General features: G+C 34.5%; 15 protein-coding genes. 6 read left to right on the forward strand and 9 right to left on the reverse strand.

Annotated features, from left to right (window positions below; genetic code table 11):
- Positions 1 to 131: 131 nt before the first annotated feature.
- Positions 132 to 503, forward strand: a complete 372-nt coding sequence (locus tag VGE71_RS12365; protein ID WP_331138607.1) for a hypothetical protein — start codon at positions 132 to 134, stop codon at positions 501 to 503.
- A gap of 34 nt (positions 504 to 537) precedes the next feature.
- On the forward strand, positions 538 to 1,161 hold the full coding sequence (locus VGE71_RS12370) for a class I SAM-dependent methyltransferase (protein WP_331138608.1): 624 nt from the start codon (positions 538 to 540) through the stop codon (positions 1,159 to 1,161).
- Between the two features lie 67 nt (positions 1,162 to 1,228).
- On the opposite strand, the gene VGE71_RS12375 is transcribed toward VGE71_RS12370, so the two are convergent.
- Positions 1,229 to 1,933: a Crp/Fnr family transcriptional regulator gene (locus VGE71_RS12375; protein WP_331138609.1), complete on the reverse strand. Its 705-nt coding sequence runs from the start codon at positions 1,931 to 1,933 to the stop codon at positions 1,229 to 1,231.
- A 156-nt stretch (positions 1,934 to 2,089) separates the two neighbouring features.
- On the opposite strand from VGE71_RS12375, the gene VGE71_RS12380 reads away from it, so the two are divergent.
- The 3 genes from VGE71_RS12380 (at position 2,090) to VGE71_RS12390 (ending at position 7,888) form a co-directional block, all read left to right on the forward strand.
- Entirely contained in the window at positions 2,090 to 5,605 is a 3,516-nt protein-coding gene (locus VGE71_RS12380) for a molybdopterin-dependent oxidoreductase (RefSeq protein WP_331138610.1), read from the forward strand.
- Positions 5,606 to 5,681: 76 nt separating this feature from the next.
- Entirely contained in the window at positions 5,682 to 7,112 is a 1,431-nt protein-coding gene (locus tag VGE71_RS12385; RefSeq protein ID WP_331138611.1) for a rubredoxin, read from the forward strand.
- Between the two features lie 134 nt (positions 7,113 to 7,246).
- A complete protein-coding gene (locus VGE71_RS12390; protein ID WP_331138612.1) occupies positions 7,247 to 7,888 on the forward strand; it encodes a hypothetical protein in 642 nt (213 codons plus the stop codon).
- A gap of 208 nt (positions 7,889 to 8,096) precedes the next feature.
- Here the strand turns inward: VGE71_RS12390 and moaA are convergent, their stop codons facing one another.
- From moaA to glp, 8 genes are all read right to left on the reverse strand, one after another.
- Positions 8,097 to 9,104, reverse strand: coding sequence for a GTP 3',8-cyclase MoaA (moaA, locus tag VGE71_RS12395; protein WP_331138613.1), 1,008 nt, complete (start codon positions 9,102 to 9,104; stop codon positions 8,097 to 8,099).
- Entirely contained in the window at positions 9,091 to 10,005 is a 915-nt protein-coding gene (gene moaCB / locus VGE71_RS12400; RefSeq protein WP_331138614.1) for a bifunctional molybdenum cofactor biosynthesis protein MoaC/MoaB, read from the reverse strand. The genes moaA and moaCB overlap by 14 nt, the downstream gene beginning before the upstream one ends.
- Positions 10,005 to 10,436 (reverse strand): molybdenum cofactor biosynthesis protein MoaE, encoded by a 432-nt coding sequence (locus VGE71_RS12405; RefSeq protein WP_184161086.1) that lies wholly within the window; start codon positions 10,434 to 10,436, stop codon positions 10,005 to 10,007. Before VGE71_RS12405 ends, moaCB begins: the two co-directional genes overlap by 1 nt.
- A gap of 185 nt (positions 10,437 to 10,621) precedes the next feature.
- Complete coding sequence (locus VGE71_RS12410) at positions 10,622 to 11,686, reverse strand: HesA/MoeB/ThiF family protein (RefSeq protein ID WP_331138615.1); 1,065 nt, start codon at positions 11,684 to 11,686, stop codon at positions 10,622 to 10,624.
- A 10-nt stretch (positions 11,687 to 11,696) separates the two neighbouring features.
- On the reverse strand, positions 11,697 to 11,936 hold the full coding sequence (locus VGE71_RS12415) for a MoaD/ThiS family protein (protein WP_331138616.1): 240 nt from the start codon (positions 11,934 to 11,936) through the stop codon (positions 11,697 to 11,699).
- 2 nt (positions 11,937 to 11,938) lie between these two features.
- Positions 11,939 to 12,727, reverse strand: coding sequence for a uroporphyrinogen-III C-methyltransferase (gene cobA, locus VGE71_RS12420; protein WP_331138617.1), 789 nt, complete (start codon positions 12,725 to 12,727; stop codon positions 11,939 to 11,941).
- Between the two features lie 5 nt (positions 12,728 to 12,732).
- The gene (locus VGE71_RS12425) at positions 12,733 to 13,302 is read right to left on the reverse strand and encodes a molybdenum cofactor guanylyltransferase (RefSeq protein ID WP_331138618.1); all 570 of its coding nucleotides are present in this window, start codon (positions 13,300 to 13,302) and stop codon (positions 12,733 to 12,735) included.
- 170 nt (positions 13,303 to 13,472) lie between these two features.
- On the reverse strand, positions 13,473 to 14,645 hold the full coding sequence (glp, locus tag VGE71_RS12430) for a gephyrin-like molybdotransferase Glp (protein ID WP_331138619.1): 1,173 nt from the start codon (positions 14,643 to 14,645) through the stop codon (positions 13,473 to 13,475).
- A 923-nt stretch (positions 14,646 to 15,568) separates the two neighbouring features.
- Between glp and VGE71_RS12435 the strand changes: the two genes are divergently transcribed.
- Positions 15,569 to 18,691: a TonB-dependent receptor gene (locus VGE71_RS12435; RefSeq protein WP_331138620.1), complete on the forward strand. Its 3,123-nt coding sequence runs from the start codon at positions 15,569 to 15,571 to the stop codon at positions 18,689 to 18,691.
- The last annotated feature ends 30 nt before the right edge of the window (positions 18,692 to 18,721 follow it).

The following is an 18,721-nucleotide window of genomic DNA, read 5'->3' on the forward strand; positions in this document are numbered from 1 at the left end:
CTTGTTGGTTAATATTCTTTCTTTAATCAATAATTATATATAATTAACTGCCCTTTTTCATGTCTTGAAGAAGGGTATTTTTTTTGATATTAAATGGGTATATTTGATTCAGCTTTTCAATATTTTTTTATATGAAATCAACTTATACCTTTCTACTTCTCACATTCTTTTTCACCCAACCAAATTTCTCCCAAAAATTTGATCCAAAATTAATTTCTAAAGAATCAGAAATAAATTTCGCAAGTACACACGAAAGAGGAATTGAAAAAAATAATATCATTTATTTTGTAGAAAAAGATCTGCAAACCATTTCTGCTTATAAAAATAATAAATTACAATGGCAGACAAATGTTATAAATATTTGTGGAAAACCTAAAGTTGGGGAACCAAAAATTAGATACTTAAAATATAAAATCACAAAACTTTTGGTTGTATATGGAAAACATGATTTTGCTGAAGTTGATATACAGAATGGCAAAACGAACTTTTTAGGCTCAGATTAAAACATTCATTCATAATCTATTAAAATCACAATCAATGAACAATACTTGGACTCAAAGATGGGACGATCGTTACAAAAGCGAAGAATTTGCATACGGCGAAGAACCCAATAATTATCTAAAAGAACAAATAGAAAAACTAAAACCCGGAACTATTCTTTTTCCTGCTGAAGGCGAAGGAAGAAACGCCATTTTCGCAGCAAAATTAGACTGGAAAGTTTCGGCTTTTGATATTAGTGAAGAAGGTAAAAACAAAGCAATTTTGCTAGCTAAAAACAATAATGTTTCAATCGATTATCAAGTAGGAGAATTAGAAACCTTAGATTTCGAAGAAAAGCAATTTGATGCGATTGCATTAATTTATGCTCATTTTCCAGCTGTTATAAAATCGAAAATTCACCAAGAACTTGATAAACTTTTAAAGAAAGACGGAATAATCATTTTTGAGGCTTTCAGTAAAAAACATTTGGAATATGTAACAAAAAATGAAAAAGTTGGCGGACCAAAAGATATTGAATCTTTATTTTCTATAGAAGAAATCAAAGCTGATTTTCCAAACTATGAAATCATTGAATTAGAAGAAAAAGAAATCGAACTTAAAGAAGGTTTATTCCATAACGGAACTGGTTCTGTGATTCGATTTGTGGGAAGGAAAAAATAAAATACGCCGTAGAGACGCACGAATTAGCGTCTCTACAAAAACCTTAGCATCTTAGAATCTTAGAACCTTAAAAATACTTATGCTCCATAATTTCAGCCTTCAACTCTGAAATCCCTAAGATCCCAACACGTTTCCCTTCTGTTTTGATCAATCCTTCTTTTTTCAAACTTGACAAAATACGAATTGCCTGCTCTTCTGTAGTTCCTGCAAAATCTGCGATTTCCTTTCGCGAAAGCTCAATATCAATCAAACCATTTTTCTGTCCGAATTTGCGGTGAATATAAAGTAGTAAATCAATCACACGCTCGCGAACATTCATATGAGCAATCTTTCGGATATTGTTCTCGCTTTTGTTTAATTCATCGGCATAAAATAACATTAAAGCATAAGTAAATTCAGGAATGTGCTGTAAAATTTCGAGCATTGTTTCATTACTAAAATTGCACAAAACAGTATCTTCCAATGCATAAGCGCCAATCAAATAACGTTTACCTGTTCCGAATCCGCGGAAACCTACAATGTCTCCGTTTGTAGTTAAACGAACAATTTGCTCTCGGCCATTAATTCCTGTTTTTACGGTTTTTGCTTTCCCTTTACAAATAAAATAAAGACCTTGTAATGGCGCACCTTCCGTAATAAATGGATCTGATTTTTTACAGATTAAACTCTGTTTTTTAGAAACATAAGTAGTCATCTGCTCCAAATGCAGGTGTTTCTTTATAAAACAATTCTCATTTGCACAAGAATAACATATAGCTTGTTCTTCTTTCATGAGTTCTAATTTTCAGCAATTAAAAACTAAGGTGTTGTTGCTCATTTATTTTCATCAAAATTAAAAAAATAAATTTAAAAATTAAGTATTAATACTTAAAAAATACTTATTTTTGTTTTTAAGTTTAAGTAAGTGATTATCTAAAACCGAACTGTAATGCAAAGTACAAAGATCAAAACTACCTGTTCCTACTGCGGTGTTGGCTGCGGTATAATCGTAACCAACGATGCTAAAAATAGTGTAATGGTCCAAGGTGACAAAGATCATCCTGTAAACAAAGGAATGCTTTGCTCTAAAGGAATGAATCTGCATTACGTAGTTAATGATACTTCAGACAGAATTTTATATCCAGAAATGCGCGGCAGTAAATCGTATCCTCTGGAACGTGTAAGCTGGGATACAGCTTTGGATCGCGCAGCAGCAGTTTTTTCTTCTATTATCAAAAAACACGGGCCAGACAGCGTTGGATTTTATATTTCGGGACAATGTTTGACTGAGGAATATTACTTAGTCAACAAATTGGTTAAAGGTTTTTTGAAAACCAATAATATCGACACCAATTCCAGACTTTGCATGAGTTCTGCGGTTGTCGGTTACAAAAAGACTTTCGGAGAAGATTCTGTTCCAATTGCTTATGATGATATCGAATTGGCTGACACTTTTTTAATTACGGGAGCAAATCCGGCGTGGTGCCACCCTATTCTTTTCAGAAGACTTGAAAAACACAAAGAGAAAAATCCAAAAACGAAAATCATCTGTATCGATCCAAGACGAACAGATACAGCCGTTTTTTCCGATTTACATTTACAGATTATTCCAGGTTCAGACATTATTTTATATCACGCGATTGCCAAACGAATTATTGAAAAAGGTTATGTCGATCATGATTTCGTTAAAAATCACGCAGAAAATTTCAAACAATATAAAGACTTAGTTTTAAGCACTTCGCTTGAAAAAGCTTCTAAACTTTGTGGAATTTCAGTAAATGAAATCAAACTTGCCGCTGATATTATCGGAAAAGCAAAAGGATTTATTTCGCTTTGGGCAATGGGATTAAACCAAAGTGCGGTTGGCGTTGATAAAAATACAGCATTGCTGAATTTATCTTTATTGACAGGACAAGTTGGAAAACCAGGTTCTGGACCATTTTCGTTAACAGGTCAGCCCAACGCAATGGGCGGACGCGAAGTTGGCGGAATGGCAACGCTTTTGGCCGCGCATAAAGACATTGCGAACCCAACACATCGTAAAGAAGTGGCTGATTTTTGGGGCGTTGACGAGATCTCAGACAAACCGGGTTTAACGGCAACAGAAATGTTTGAAGCTTTAGAATCTGGAAAAATGAAAGCCGTTTGGATTATCTGCACCAATCCGTTAGTGAGTTTACCTGATTCTAGAAGAGCCGAAAAAGCGCTTCAAAACGCTAAATTCGTAGTCGTTCAGGATATTTCGCATAATGCCGATACAGCCAAATTTGCCGATTTACTTTTACCTGCTGCAGGTTGGTTAGAAAAAGAAGGAACGATGACCAATTCGGAACGTCGTATTTCGTATCTGCCAAAAGGAATAAATCCGCCGGGAGAAGCGCTTCCAGATATTGAAATCTTGATTCGTTTTGCTAAAAAAATGAATTTCAACGGATTTAATTTCAACAGTGCCGAAGAAGTTTACAAAGAACATTGCGCGCTTACCAAAAACACCAATATTGACATTTCATTCTTAAATTATAATCGTTTAAAAAGCGAAGGAACTTTTCAATGGCCTGTTCCAGACTATAATCATCCGGGAACTCCGCGATTGTTTACGGATAAAAAGTTCTATACGCCTTCTGGAAAAGCGATTTTTAATCTTCCGGTTTCTATCGAAAACACATCAGTTCAGCCAAATGATGAATTTCCTTTTATCCTAACAACAGGAAGAATTCGCGATCAATGGCATACGATGACAAAGACGGGAAAAGTATCAAGATTATTGACCCATATTCCGAGTCCGGTTTTAGAAATAAATCCGATTGATGCTTTTAAAAACGATATTAAAAACGGTGATATTGTCGTGGTTTCAAGCAAAAACGGAGAAGTTCGCGTAAAAGCAAAAGTTACAGATACCATCAAAGAAAAAGTGCTATTCTTGCCGATGCATTGGGGAAAACAGCTCGAAAATGATTTAAACAGAACGAATAATTTAACGAATACTGTTGTCGATCCAGTTTCAAAAGAACCTGATTTTAAGTTCACAACGGTTTCGATTAAAAAATATGTAAAACCATTTCAGAAAATTGCGATTGTGGGTGCTGGAGCAGCCTCTTTCCGATTCATTCAAAACTATCGCGAATTCAATTCAACCGATGAAATTATTGTTTTTTCTAATGAAGTAAATCCATTTTACAATCGTGTTTTGCTTCCAGAATACATGACGGGAGAATTTACTTGGGAACAGCTGTTGAAAGTTAAAGACGGCGAGACTTTCAACAAATTGAAAATTACCATGAAAGCTGGTGTTTCGATTGAAAAACTAGACCCAAAACAAAAAACAATCTTAGACAGTCATGGCGAAACTCATACTTTCGATTCGTTAATTATCGCAACCGGAAGTCGTCCTTTTGTTCCAGAAAATGCGCAACTTCATCTTCCTGGACGTTTTACCGTTAGAAGAAAAGAAGATGCTGATCGTTTGAAAAAACATTTAGACAGCACCAATCTTCCGCCAGAAGAACAACATGTTGTCATTATCGGCGGTGGATTATTAGGTTTAGAATTGGCGGCAGCTTTAAAACATAAAAAAGTAAAAACCACGATTATTCAGCGTGCTTCACGTTTGATGGAACGTCAGTTAGACCGAATTTCAAGTAAATTATTGGCCGAAGAAGTACAGTTACGTGATATTCAGATTTATTTTGATAATGAAGTCAGTACTGTTTTTGAAACCGATAATCCGAATGAAATCGAAATTGCTTTAAAAAGTGGCAAAATCATAACGGCAAATGCGATTGTCTATACAATTGGAACGATTCCGAATATTGAAATTGCTCGCGAAAGCGGACTCGCATGCGGACGTGGCGTCAAAGTAAATCAGTATTTACAGACTTCAAATCCGGATATTTTTGCGATTGGAGAAATAGCCGAATTTGAAAACAAACTCTTCGGAATCACTTCTGCCGCCGAAGAACAAGCTAATATTTTGGCGAATTTCCTTGCGGGCGATATCAACAGTTATTACAAAGGTTCGATTTTAATGAATATTCTAAAATTAGAAGACATCAACCTTTGCAGTATAGGTGATTTGACTATTCCAGAAAACGACGATTCGTATGAAGAAATTGTTTTTACTGATTTGAAAAAACGTTATTATAAAAAATGCATCGTAAAAGACGATCTTTTGGTTGGCGCGATTTTAATGGGCGATAAAAATGAATTTGCCGAATTTAAAACGATGATCGAAAGCAAAATCGAATTATCAGACAAACGAAATACGCTTTTAAGAGGAAGCTCAAACGCAAAACCTGTTTTAGGAAAATTGGTTTGTTCCTGCAGTCAAGTTGGAGCCGGAAACATTGAAGAAACCATCAAAAGCGGTGTCAACGATTTTACCGAATTATGCAAAAACACAGGCGCAGGTTTAGGTTGCGGAAGCTGTAAAACAGAAGTAAAAGAGATACTCGCTAAGTGTAAATGAGTTTTCAGTTACAGTCTCAGTTTTCAGTACAAACTGAGACTGAGACTGAAAACTGAGACTGAAAACTAAAGAAAAAATGGAATTGACAAGATTAATAGTAAAAGGAGGCGTTATTTCGCCGGGGGAATTACAGGAAGTTGTAAATATCGCTTTAGACGAAGGTCTGGATTCTATTTCCTTTGGTTCTAGGCAAGATATTATTTTCCCGAAAGGATTTAAATCTTTGGATAAAACCACTTTAGGAAAACATCATTTTGTTTATCCTGATCAAAAAAGTGGCAATAATATCGTTTCATCTTATGTTTCGACCGATATTTTTAGAAATACAAATTGGCTTACTGGAAACCGTTTTTTATATGTTTTAGAAGAATTTAAGGAACAGCCAAAACTAAAAGTCAACATAACCGACCCCAAACAGCAATTGGTTCCTTTGTTTACGGGACATTTAAACTTTATTGCTTCTGAGTTGGAAGATTATTGGTATTTGTACATTCGTCTTCCAAAATGGGAGAAAATGGAGGTTTATCCTGTTTTGCTTTATAGCTGGGATTTGGCTAAAATCTATTATGAAATCGAAAAAATAGCTGAAGAAGAATCTGTTGATATCGAAATGCTTTTCACTTTAGTGAGCGAAGCTTTAGACACGAATAATAGAACGATTGACAAACCTTTAAACATTCCATTTTATCCATTTCCGTATTACGAAGGAATGAATCGAATGGGAATCGACCAATATTGGTTAGGATTGTATTGGCGAAACAATTTATACGATTTGGATTTCTTGAAAGAAATGTGCGATTTGTGTTTTGAATGCAAAATCGGGAAAATCTGTATCACACCTTGGAAATCTTTCATTATAAAAGGAATTCCAAAAGACCGAAAACTGGAATGGGAAAAATTCTTAGGCAAACGCGGTATCAACGTACGCCATTCTCTATTAGAATTAAACTGGCATTTGCCTGTTGCAATGGAATGGGCTTTAAACCTGAAAACTTTCTTAGTTCGAACATTAGACCAATTCGACATCAGCACTTATGGATTGAATTTCGGAATTTCAGAATACAATCGCGACGGACATTACTTTACCTCGATTGTCATCGAAAAAAATGAACTTCCAGCCGCTTTAGAATCCATTAAAATCAGGGATACTTATAATGTTTTGTTCGCGAAGAACTTCGACCCGAATACGCGCGAATACATTGTACATTCACAAGACATTGACAAATTGGAACTTCCAACGATTTTAATAGAATTAAGTCGGAAATATTTTGAGGAACTTGGAAACACAGCTTCAGAAACAACCGAAAATCCGCAGAAAAAAGAAAAACCACAGTTGGATATTTATCAATGTCAGGAATGTTTAACGCTTTACAATTCAGAATACGGAGACGAAACACAAGGCATCCCGAAAGGAGTTTTATTTGAGAATTTACCAGAAGATTATTGCTGCTCTTTGTGCGAAGCGCCAAAAAGTAATTTTACGATTTTAGAACTTGTAAAACAGTAAAAACTTAACCTTCATGTATTTAAAAAAAATTGTGTATATTTAACTAAGCTAAGAATCTGCACCAAAGATTATACCTCAGATGCAATTTAATGTTCTTAGAATCAAGCTATTTTACTCAACAAAAAAATACAGTTATGATAAAAAGAAATCCAAGCACACCTGCTGAAAATGCAACCGATATTCCAGCAGAAACAGCTGTAGAAACCACTACAGAAGTTCAACCAGAAACTAAGACAACAGTTAAAAGAACAACAAGAACTGCTGCAAAAACACCAGCGACAAAAGCGACCACTTCTAGAACTACAGCCGCAAGAACAACAGCTACGAAAGCTCCAGCAGCCACAGTAAAACCAGCAGCAAAAACACCTGTAAGAGCTGCTTCTAAAACAACTCCGAAAGCTACTGTAAAAAAAGTTGCTACAACACCTGCAAAAACAGAACCTATAGTTTCTGAAATTGTAGAAATTAAAACTGATAATGTTTCTGAAAGCAAGCCTGTTGTAACCGTTGAAAAAATTGGCAAAGAAAAAAACGATATAAAATCAAAGCTTAAAGCGAAACTGAAAGCCAAAAAAGAAAAGGAAAAGAAAAGAGAAAAAGCGATTAAAGCGGTCATCAAAAAATTAGAAAAAGCTAAAAACGCTAAACTTAAAGCCGCCGAAAAGAAAAAAGAAAAAGCGAAAAAGGAAAAGGCAAAAGCTCAAGCAAAAAAAGCCGCTGAAAAGAAAGCACAAGCTTTGAAAAAGGCTAAAGCTAAAGCTAAAAAGAAAAAATAATTCTGGAGAAAGGTTTGACGTAAAGTTGAACCTTTTTTGTTTTTTGTCATTCTGAGGAACGAAGAATCACACACGAAACTCGACAAAGGCATTAGAAACACTGTATGGAAACACTTGTGTGATTCTTCGTTCCTCAGAATGATAAACTTTATGCTTACTTATCTTTGTCAAAGTTTTAAACTTTGACAAAGATTCTCAGAAGTAAAATCTATCCCCCAATCGCAATCATACTGCGATTATCGGAGTGAAGTATTGGATTGTCTATTTCATTTACTGTCGACATTCCTGCGCGGACTTTCTTTTTGTTTTGAATGGAATCTGAAATCAAATCTTCAATAGATTCTCCATTTCTAAAAGCCGTTAATAAGTCAGTTTCTGAATTAGAAAAAAGGCAGTTTTTAATTTTTCCGTCAGCCGTCAAGCGGATTCTGTTGCAGCTGTCACAAAACGGATTGGTAATGGAACTTATAATTCCGAAATCGCCTTGGAAATCTTTTATTTTATAATTTCTTGAAGTAAAGTTTTTTTCGTCTTCTAGTTTTTGAATTTCTTCAGAAGAAAATTGAGTTTCTACTAACGATAAAATCTCTCTCTGCGAAACCATTTTGCTCCTGTCCCACTCGTTTCCAGCAAACGGCATAAATTCGATGAAACGAACAGAAATGGGTAGAAATTGAGTCAGTTTCACAAAATCAACGATTTCATTATCATTAAAACCTTTAATCAAAACTACATTTACTTTTACCTGAAAATCATTATTCAAAAGCAAATGCAGATTGTCAATCACTTTCTCAAACTGATTTCGAAGCGTTATAGAAGCAAATTTAGATGAAACCAAAGTATCTAAACTCAAATTGATTTTTTGAACTTTAAATTGCTTTAAAGTCTCAATATGACGGTCAATTAAAATTCCGTTTGTCGTTATCGAAAGTGAAATTTCTAATTCTGATAATTTGGAAACAATTTCAGGAAAATCTTTTCGAAGTAAAGGCTCACCGCCTGTTAATCTAATTTTGTCAACACCATTTTTCACGAAAGTTTGAGCAATTGCAAAAATCTCGTCAGCCGTCATTAAGCTGGCTTTTGGAGATAATGCGATTCCGTCAGCAGGCATGCAATACGTACAACGCAGATTGCACTTTTCCAGCAACGAAATACGCAGATAATTGTGTCTGCGCCCGAAACTATCCGTCAAAATAGTGTTAGAAGCTGTCATGATTTTTACCTTTTAAAATATGAAAGACGTGCATCACATGCGGAAAAACAGCGTCCATCGATTCTCGTACTCCATTTGTTGAACCCGGCAAAGCCAAAACCAACGTTTTCCCCAAAGTTCCCGCAACACTTCTCGAAAGCATTGCATAAGGCATTCTTTGTTGCCCGTAATTGCGAATCGCTTCTTCAATTCCAGGAATTCTACTTTCTAAAATCGGCGCTAAAGCTTCTGGCGTAACATCTCTTGGAGACAAACCGGTTCCGCCCGTAAAAATCACTAACTGATTTTCTTTAGCGAAAGCTTTAGTTCTTTCCTGAATAATATCTAATTCATCTGGAATGATTTCATAATGAGAAGTTTCAACTCCATACGAATCTAATTTCTCTACAATAGTTTTTCCAGAACGATCTTCTTTGTCTCCCGCAAAAATCGAATCGGAACAAACGAAAACTGCGGCTTTAATTGCATTCGGGAATTTATTCTTGAAAGACGATTTTCCGCCTTCTTTGTTGATTAATTTGATGGTCGAAATCTCGATTTCTTTATCGATTGGTTTCAGCATATCGTACATTGTCAATGCCACAATCGACGCGCCATGCATCGCTTCAACCTCAACTCCGGTTTTGTAAACGGTTTTTACTTTGAAAATAATATGAATATCCAAACCTTCGATATTATATTCTACAGAAGTAAATTCAATTGGAAGCGGATGACAATCTGGAATGGACAAATGCGTGTTTTTAACCGCAAATAATCCAGCTGTTTTTGCCATTTCGAATACATTTCCTTTAGGCACTAAATTGTTTACAATCGCATCAATTGTTTCCTGTTTGCTGACTTTTACAATTGCGGTTGCGGTTGCGACTCTTAAAGTGCTTATTTTATGCGTAATATCTACCATTAACTATTTTGTTTCCAAGTGAATGTATCGTTTTCAAACATTTCTTTTCCAAAAATCGGCACATCGGTTTTGATCCAGTTTACGATGGCTTCTGTTGCTTCATAAACTTGTTTGCGACGTGTTGCCGAAACAAAAACGAATAAACAAATTTCACCTGCTTTTACAACGCCCAGACTGTGATAAATGTGCATACAGGTTAAATCGAATTTAGCAAAAGCTTTTTCGCGAATTGTATACAATGCTTCATTTGCCATATCCTTATAAGCCGAATAATCGATTGCTACAACTGTATTATCGTGAATAACATCTGCGCGAACTTGTCCCAGAAAAATATTGTGCGCCCCAATTGTATGTTTGGATTGGTGTTTGGCGATCGATTCTGCAATAAATTCAGGAGAAATCGGTCCTTCTACAAATACATTTTTACTCATTTTTTTATTTTTTTCTGCCACGAATTGCTTCGCCTATTCGCTATCGCTCGGGTCACGAATTATCACGCAATAATTTGTGTAATTCACATTTACAAATTTTATTTTTTAAAATCTATCCGCAAAGTATCAGATTAATTCGTGAATTGCTTCGCCTGTTCGCTTTCGCTCGAGTCGTGGCTATTCTTTTATTCCTCTAATAAATTTTGCATTACTAAAACGCCACCAGCAACACTTTTTACATTTTGAAATTGACTTTTCTGAAGCAATTCAGTAGCAATTTTACTTCTAATTCCTGATTGACAGAAAACATAAATAACTTGATTTTTATTTAGGCTTTTAATTTCGTTTTCTAAATTTAAAAGCGGAATTTGAATGCTGTTTTTCAATTTGATTTTTGGCAATTCATCTTCATTTCGAACATCCAAAAAAAGAACCTCATCTTTTTCTATTTCATCCAAAAGAAGTTCAAATTTTATTTCTTCAATTTGATTTTCAACAGAATTGTATTTTCGTTCGAAATCTTCTTTAGTCATTTCCAAATTGGAATTCTTTTCAAAGTCATACTTCTGCTGTTCATTATTCAGCATATTATACACCAATATTTTTCCGCTTAAAACTTCTCCAATTCCAAGAATCATTTTAATCACTTCATTGGCTTGAAACATTCCGATAATTCCAACAGAAACACCAATTACTCCAGCATCTTCACAATTTGCGGAATTCGAATTTTCATCGGGATATAAACATCTGTAAGTGGGTCCGTTTTGATAATTGAAAACCGAAACTTGTCCCTGAAATCTAAAAATAGAGCCGTAAACCATTGGTTTATTAGTCACCAGACACGCATCATTAATTAAATATTTTATAGAAATACTATCTGTTGCATCAACAATAATATCGTATTTTTCGAATAAGAAAATAGCATTTTTTTCAGATAATTTTTCCGAAAAAACATTCACTTTGACCTGCGGATTTAATTCTGAAATCATCGCTTTTGCTTCTCCCGCTTTTCCTTTTCCAACAGCCGAAGTTTTATAAATTACTTGTCTGTGAAGATTTGAAACTTCGATAAGATCATCATCCACGATCCCGATTTCTCCAACTCCAGCGCCAGCTAAATAAGGCAAAATTGAAGCGCCTAAACCTCCCGCACCAATTACCAAAACTTTAGCTTTTAATAATTTGTACTGACCAACATCTCCAATTTCAGGAAGTATAATTTGTCTGTTATATCGTGAAGTTCCGCTCATAAATTTATTTTTAACCTCCAGCAAATGGAGGCAACAAAGCCACAATATCGCTGGTTTGCAAAGTATAATCTACAGCTTTCGAAACTATTTTTTGATTTACTGCAACGCTGAAAGTCAAAGATTCGAACTCATATTTTTCGTTTAAATCCTGCAATAGTTTTTGCAGTGATACTTCTTCTGAAAAAGATAATTTTTCGAATTCACATTTTGTTTTTTCAGCAACAGCTCCAAAATATTTAACCTCGATCATGCTTATAAGTTTAAATTTTGAAAGATAAATTCATCATCAAAATGCTCTTGAAAATATTCCGTTAATTTTGATGTATTTTTTACTACTTCGCCAATTACTATAATAGCAGGTGATGAAATATTCTTTTCGGATACCAATTTAGTAATTGTGTTTATAGTTCCAATCACTTTTTGCTCAGAATTTTTTGTTCCGTTTTGAATAATAGCGATCGGAAGATCATCATTTCTGTTTTCCTGATAAATGGAAATGATTTCATCTAATTTATGCATTCCCATCAAAATAACCACAGTCGCAGCCGATTTTGACGCCAAATGAACATCTTTAGAAAGTTCATGATTGGAAGTTGTTCCCGTAATTACCCAAAAACTTTCAGCAATTTTACGTTGCGTCAAACTGATTCCAGCAGAAGCCGGAACTCCCAAAGCAGAGGAAATTCCTGGAACAACAGCCGTTTCTAAACCAAATTTTACAGCATAATCAATCTCTTCGCTTCCTCTTCCAAAAACAAAAGAATCGCCTCCTTTTAAACGAACCACGTGACCGTGAATATTCGCCATCGAAACAATCAAATCGTTAATCTGATCTTGCGTGTAAGCATGACAGCCTAAACGTTTTCCAACAAAAACAATTTCAGCATTTGATGCATATTCCAGTAATTCTTCGTTTACCAAAGCATCATACAACACTACATCGGCACTTTCCAAAGCTTTAATTGCTTTTAATGTTATCAATTCTACATCGCCTGGACCTGCGCCTACAATCGTCAATTTTGGTGTTTTTACATTTCGCATAGTCTTTAAATTAAATTGATATTCAGATCGTTTAATTCGTCAGCCGAATTAATATTGGTTAAATGAAAGTTTTCGCTTTCTTCTATGTTTATAATTTGATGTGGCAATTTCGCCAGTAAATCCATCATCTTTAATTCGTTAGATTCGATTGCTTCTTTGATGGTAGGAACAATACTTTTCGAATAAATTCCGATTAACGGATGCGTTTTACTTTCTGAAGCAAAAATTGTAATTCCTGCTTCTTTAGTATGTTTTGAAATTAATTCTTGTAATAATTCGGTTGAAATTAACGGAATATCACAGCTTAAAATCAGATTGAATTCGGTTTCAGAATGTGACAAGGCAGTGTAAATTCCACCAATCGGACCTTTATCTAAAACTAAGTCCGGAATTTTTTCATATTTCAGATAATCATATTCTTTTGATGCTGTAATCAATTTTATATTATCTGTAATAGGCAAAATCGCTTGAATAATATGTTCGATGAATGGTTTATCCTGAAACAAAACCAATCCTTTTTCTGACTGCATTCGTGAGCTTTTTCCTCCGCAAAGAATAAATACTGATATTTCCATGGTTTCTATTTGTTTCAGGTTGATTTTGTTTCAAGTTTCAAGTTTCTGGCTTGTGTTCGAATGTTTGAAACTGCTGGCTATGTTTTAATTTATACAGCGCTTGCAATAGTTAGCCAAAAAAATCTTTCCTCTATATTCTATGCTCTATTCTCTCTATCTTCCAAAAAAATCTAATCAATCGGTAATATCGTAACCAATTGTCCTTTTTTGATATTTTCAACATCTTGAGGCACAATCACCAAACCATTCGCGATAGCAAAAGAATTAAGCATTGCAGAACTTTGTCCGTCAAGAATGGTCACATTTTTTTCATCGTATAAAGCTTTTAGAAAAAGCGTTTTACCCGTTTTATTTTCTATTGCACTATTTAATTTACGAACTATTTTTGGTAGATGTGTATTCGAAAATCCCATTCTGTTTTTGATAGCTGGATAAACGTAAATATAAAAATTAGTCAATGACGACGCCGGATTTCCCGGAAGAGCAAAAACCAAAGTATCTTTTTTAGCGCCAAAAAACATTGGCTTTCCTGGTTTCTGATTGATTTTATAAAAAAGCTCTTCTACACCATTTTTCAATAAAGCTTCTTTCACAAAATCATAATCGCCAACTGAAATTCCGCCCGAAATTAAAACTACATCATTTTCTTCTAAAATTGATTTTAAAGCACTTTTTGTAGCTTTTAAATTGTCCTTAACGGTATGAATTTTTACTTTTTTAATTCCAATTGTTTGAAGAGCTGCTTCTAACATTACCGAATTACTTTCATAAATTTTACCTTTTGACAGTTTTTTGCCTGGCTTTACCAATTCATTTCCTGTAACCAAAATGGCTACTTTCGGTTTTTTATAAACCGTAATTTCTGTAATTCCCAAACAAGCTAAAAATCCGATTGCGGCTGGCGTAATCAAAGTATTAACATCAAAAACAACATCTTCAGCATTAATTTGTTCCCCTTTACTTCTGACATTGGCAAAAGGTTCAGGCTTTTTTGCAATTAAAATGGAACTTTCATTTGCCATGACATGTTCCTGCATGACAACTGTATCTGCTCTATCTGGAACATAAGCACCAGTAAAAATTCGAATTGCTTCGTTTTCTTTTAGTTTTATATTAGCATGATCCCCAGCCTGAGAAATACCAACTATATCAAATTGATGTCTTTCTGAATGAATAAAAGCATAACCGTCCATCGCTGATTGTCTAAAAGGCGGCATTGAAATTGGCGAATAAATTGTTTCTGCCAAAACATATCCAAGTGCTTTTTTAACTGCAATCTTTTGTGTGGATAAATTCGAGCTGTTTGCTGCTACAATTTCTAATGCTTCTTTTACTTCTATCATTTTGCTAATTTAAAACTAAGTAAAAATACTTATTACAAATATAAGTATTTATCCTTATCATGAATAAAAAAATTTGTTTTCTTTTTGGTCTCTATAAATTTACTCTAATTTATTCAAAATCAACTTTAAAATTAAGTTAGAAATTTGCATAATAATTAGCTAAAAGAGTTTTACTGACGTTTTTTTGCTGATTTTAGTTTAAATCAATTCGTTATATTAAATATAAAAAGTATTTAAAACCATGTAAAATACTACAATTTTGCTTTTCATTTCATTTTTATTTTAACATTTATTCTAGTTGAGAATATTTCTTTAAACCCTTTAAAATAAGGAATTATTTAATAATTAGAACTTCAACTCACCTTCTCAAAAACAGTTTTTTCAAAAAAAAATCTACAAACTTTTGGTTTTTATTATATAAAATTTAACTTTGTCTATAGGATTAGTAGAGTTTAATAATGTTTCAAACTTAAAAATTATTATTGTGAAAACGACAGAAAGCATATCGCATTACATTCTTCCTAAAGTATACACTTATAACACTTTTTGTTATATGTGTTTCTGTTGTTAAAAATCTACTTTTATTTTATGTGCTTTTTATTTTTTTCAAAAGCAGATTTCTTAAAAATTCACCATCGAAAATATTTACTGAGTTTACCCAAAAATCTTTCAAATGCATTTTTATCGCATTTGACTGATTCTTGAAATCATACCTATTATTCAAAAATTAAAATGACTAACAATTAAAAAAACTAAAATGAAAACAATGCAAAGCTGCTGCTGTAAATAAAAAAAGCCATTTCTGCGGCAACAGAAATGGCGAGGCTTAAAGAACATTTATCACTAAATCAAGAACACTTTTAGAGTGCTGTATAAACAGTGCTCAGGGCGTCTTGTTAATTACTTAAAACCAACACAAAGAAATGAAAAAAATTTCAAACATATACATATTGTTATTTCTCCTGCTGCTGACGGCAGGAATACAAGCCCAAAATACCACCCCGCTTATTCAATCTAAACTTGACGGAACTGTTGTAGATGCCATTACCAATCAGCCTATTATTGGTGCTTCTGTTACCATTAAAGGAACAACTCACGGCGTTATTACCGATGCTGAAGGAAAATTTTATTTTCAGACAGGACAAAAATTCCCTTACACCTTAATTGTAAGTTACATTGGATATAAAAAAGCCGAAGTAATTGTAGAAAAAAATCCAGTAATTATTAATCTTAAAGAAGAACGACAAGAACTAGATGAATTGGTTGTTGTGGGTTATGGAACTCAAAAGAGAAAAGACATTACAGGTTCTGTAGCTTCGGTTCCAAAAGCCAATTTATCACAAGTAACTTCTTCGGCAGATAATCTTTTACGAGGCGCTGTTGCTGGGGTTGTAGTTACACAAAGTTCAGGGCGTCCGGGTGCTTCTTCGAGTGTTCGCATCCGCGGAGGGAACTCGATTACTGCTGGTAACGAACCGCTTTATGTTGTTGACGGAATCCTGATTTATAATGATAACGCTAATAGTTCTGCAGGAGTTACTTATGCGGGAGCAAGTGTCAACGTTTTGTCAACAATAAATCCAGCAGATATAGAATCTATTGAGGTTTTGAAAGATGCTTCTGCTACAGCCATTTATGGTTCTCGTGGTGCGAATGGTGTTGTGATTATTACAACTAAAAAAGGAACAAAAGGACAAGATAATATTTCGTATCAAGGTTATTTCGGATTTCAGAATATTTCCAAGAAATTGAAATTAATGAATGCCAGCGAATGGGCAAGTTTGCGTAACGACGTTCAGGCGAGTATTGGTCAGGCCCCTTCTTTTACGGATGCACAGATCGAAGCTTTTAAAACTTCTGGAAATTACGATTGGCAGTCGGCAGCTTTTAGAACTGCGGCACCAGTTCAAAGTCATAATTTATCTTTTTCTGGTGGCGATGAAAGGTCTAGATATTCGATTTCGGCAGGTTATTTTGACCAAGAAGGAATTGTTTTGGGTTCTGATTTTAAACGTATTTCGCTACGTGCTAATTACGAAAGAAACTATTCACAGAACTTTAAATTCGGTGTCAATGCCAATTACACCTATTCTCTTGCCAATGGAGTTGGAACTGCAGGAAGCGGAAGAACTCCTAATCCGATTGTTGCTGCTGTATTAACAGCGCCAGTTGTTCCGATAAAAAATGCTGATGGAAGTTATAATGTCACTAATAATCCTTACGCAACTTCCGTAAACGGTTATGTTCCAAACGCAATTAATGATTTGGAAAATACTACTAACGAAACCAATTTAAACAGAATCCTGACGAGTTTATTTGGTGAATATAAAATCACTAAAAAACTAACTGCGAAAGTTGCGGTAAGTGGCGACGTTCTAAATACCAAACAAAATTATTATGCACCCTCTAATACCACAACAGGAGCCGGAACAAAAGGTTTAGCCTCTGTTGGAGATCGTTTGGTAGGTTCTGTTTTAAATGAAAACACTTTAAACTACAACACCAATTTTGGAGAAAGTCATAAGTTTTCTGCTTTAGGAGGTTATACGCTTCAATATACAAAAGGTGAAGTCGTAAATGCAGGAGCTAATACTTTTGTGAATGATGCGAATACCTACAATGCGCTTCAAGATGGTGTGGCAGTAAAACCGTATAGCGAAGCTTATGAAAGTGTTTTAAAATCGTGGTTGGCAAGGGTAAATTATTCTTATAAAGGAAAATACAACTTTACACTTTCTGGACGTGCTGACGGTTCTTCTAGATTTGGCGCTGAATCACTTTGGGGATATTTCCCATCAGCAGGATTTTCGTGGAATATTACTGACGAAGAATTTGCCAACAACATCAAAGGCGTAACCGAAGCCAAACTTAGAATTACAGCCGGAACAACAGGAAACCAAGAAATTGGAAATTATCTTTCTCTTGCTTCAATGGGTTCTGTAAACTATTCTTTCGGCGGAACTTTATACACCGGAATCGCTCCTACCCGACTGGCAAATCCGGATTTGAAATGGGAAAAAACAACTCAATATAATGTTGGATTGGATTTATCCTTATTGGACCGAAAAATCAATTTTGTTTTTGATGTGTATTACAAAAAAACAAACGATTTATTAATCAGCGTTCCAGTTCCATTGAGTTCTGGTTATGCCACTGTACTTCAAAATATTGGCGGAGTTGAAAATAAAGGTTTTGAAGTTGGTCTAACAACTGAAAACGTTAAAACAGAAAACTTCGCTTGGAACTCGAACATTGTATTTTCTTTAAACAGAAATAAAGTTACAGAGATTGGAAATGGCGTAAACGAATTTTTTCCAGTAGTTCCAAACGGTTCTTTATTACAGCAACAGCCTGTTATCGTAAAAGTTGGTTTGCCTTTGGGAACTTTCTGGGGATATCGAACAAATGGAATTTTCCAAACTCAGGAAGAAGTCAATACTCAGCCAAAAATCAACAGTTTGGCCAATACGAGAGTTGGAGACAGAAAATATGTTGATACAAATGGAGATGGCGTAATTACTGCTTTGGACAAAGGAAACTTAGGAACGTCTCAGCCAAAATTCGTTGGAAGTTTCAGCAACACAGTTTCATACGGTGATTTCGATTTGAATTTTTCTTTTCAAGGATCTTATGGAGCTAAAATCTTCAATGCTTTAAACCAGCAGTTAGAAATTTCTACTCTGGGAACCAATGCAGCATCAACCTTAAATGATCGTTGGACACCAACAAATCCAAGTAATGAAATTCCGAGAGCGACAAGTTCTCCTTTAGGAATTGTTTCTGAAAGATATGTAGAAGATGCTTCTTTCTTACGATTGAAATTAATCACCTTAGGCTACACTTTACCAAAAAGCGTTTCAAAAAAACTGGGAACAAAAAGCGTAAAAGTCTATGTATCTGCAGAAAACTTAATTACATGGACGAAATATACTGGCTATGATCCAGAGGTAAGTTCATACGAACAAAACAACTTATATCCGGGAATTGACTTTGGTTCTTATCCAAACTCCAAAACATTCATCTCGGGCTTGAACGTAACTTTCTAAGTAAAAAAATATATCAAAATGAAAAAGATC

The organism is Flavobacterium sp., from assembly GCF_036405015.1.
Lineage (GTDB): Bacteria > Bacteroidota > Bacteroidia > Flavobacteriales > Flavobacteriaceae > Flavobacterium.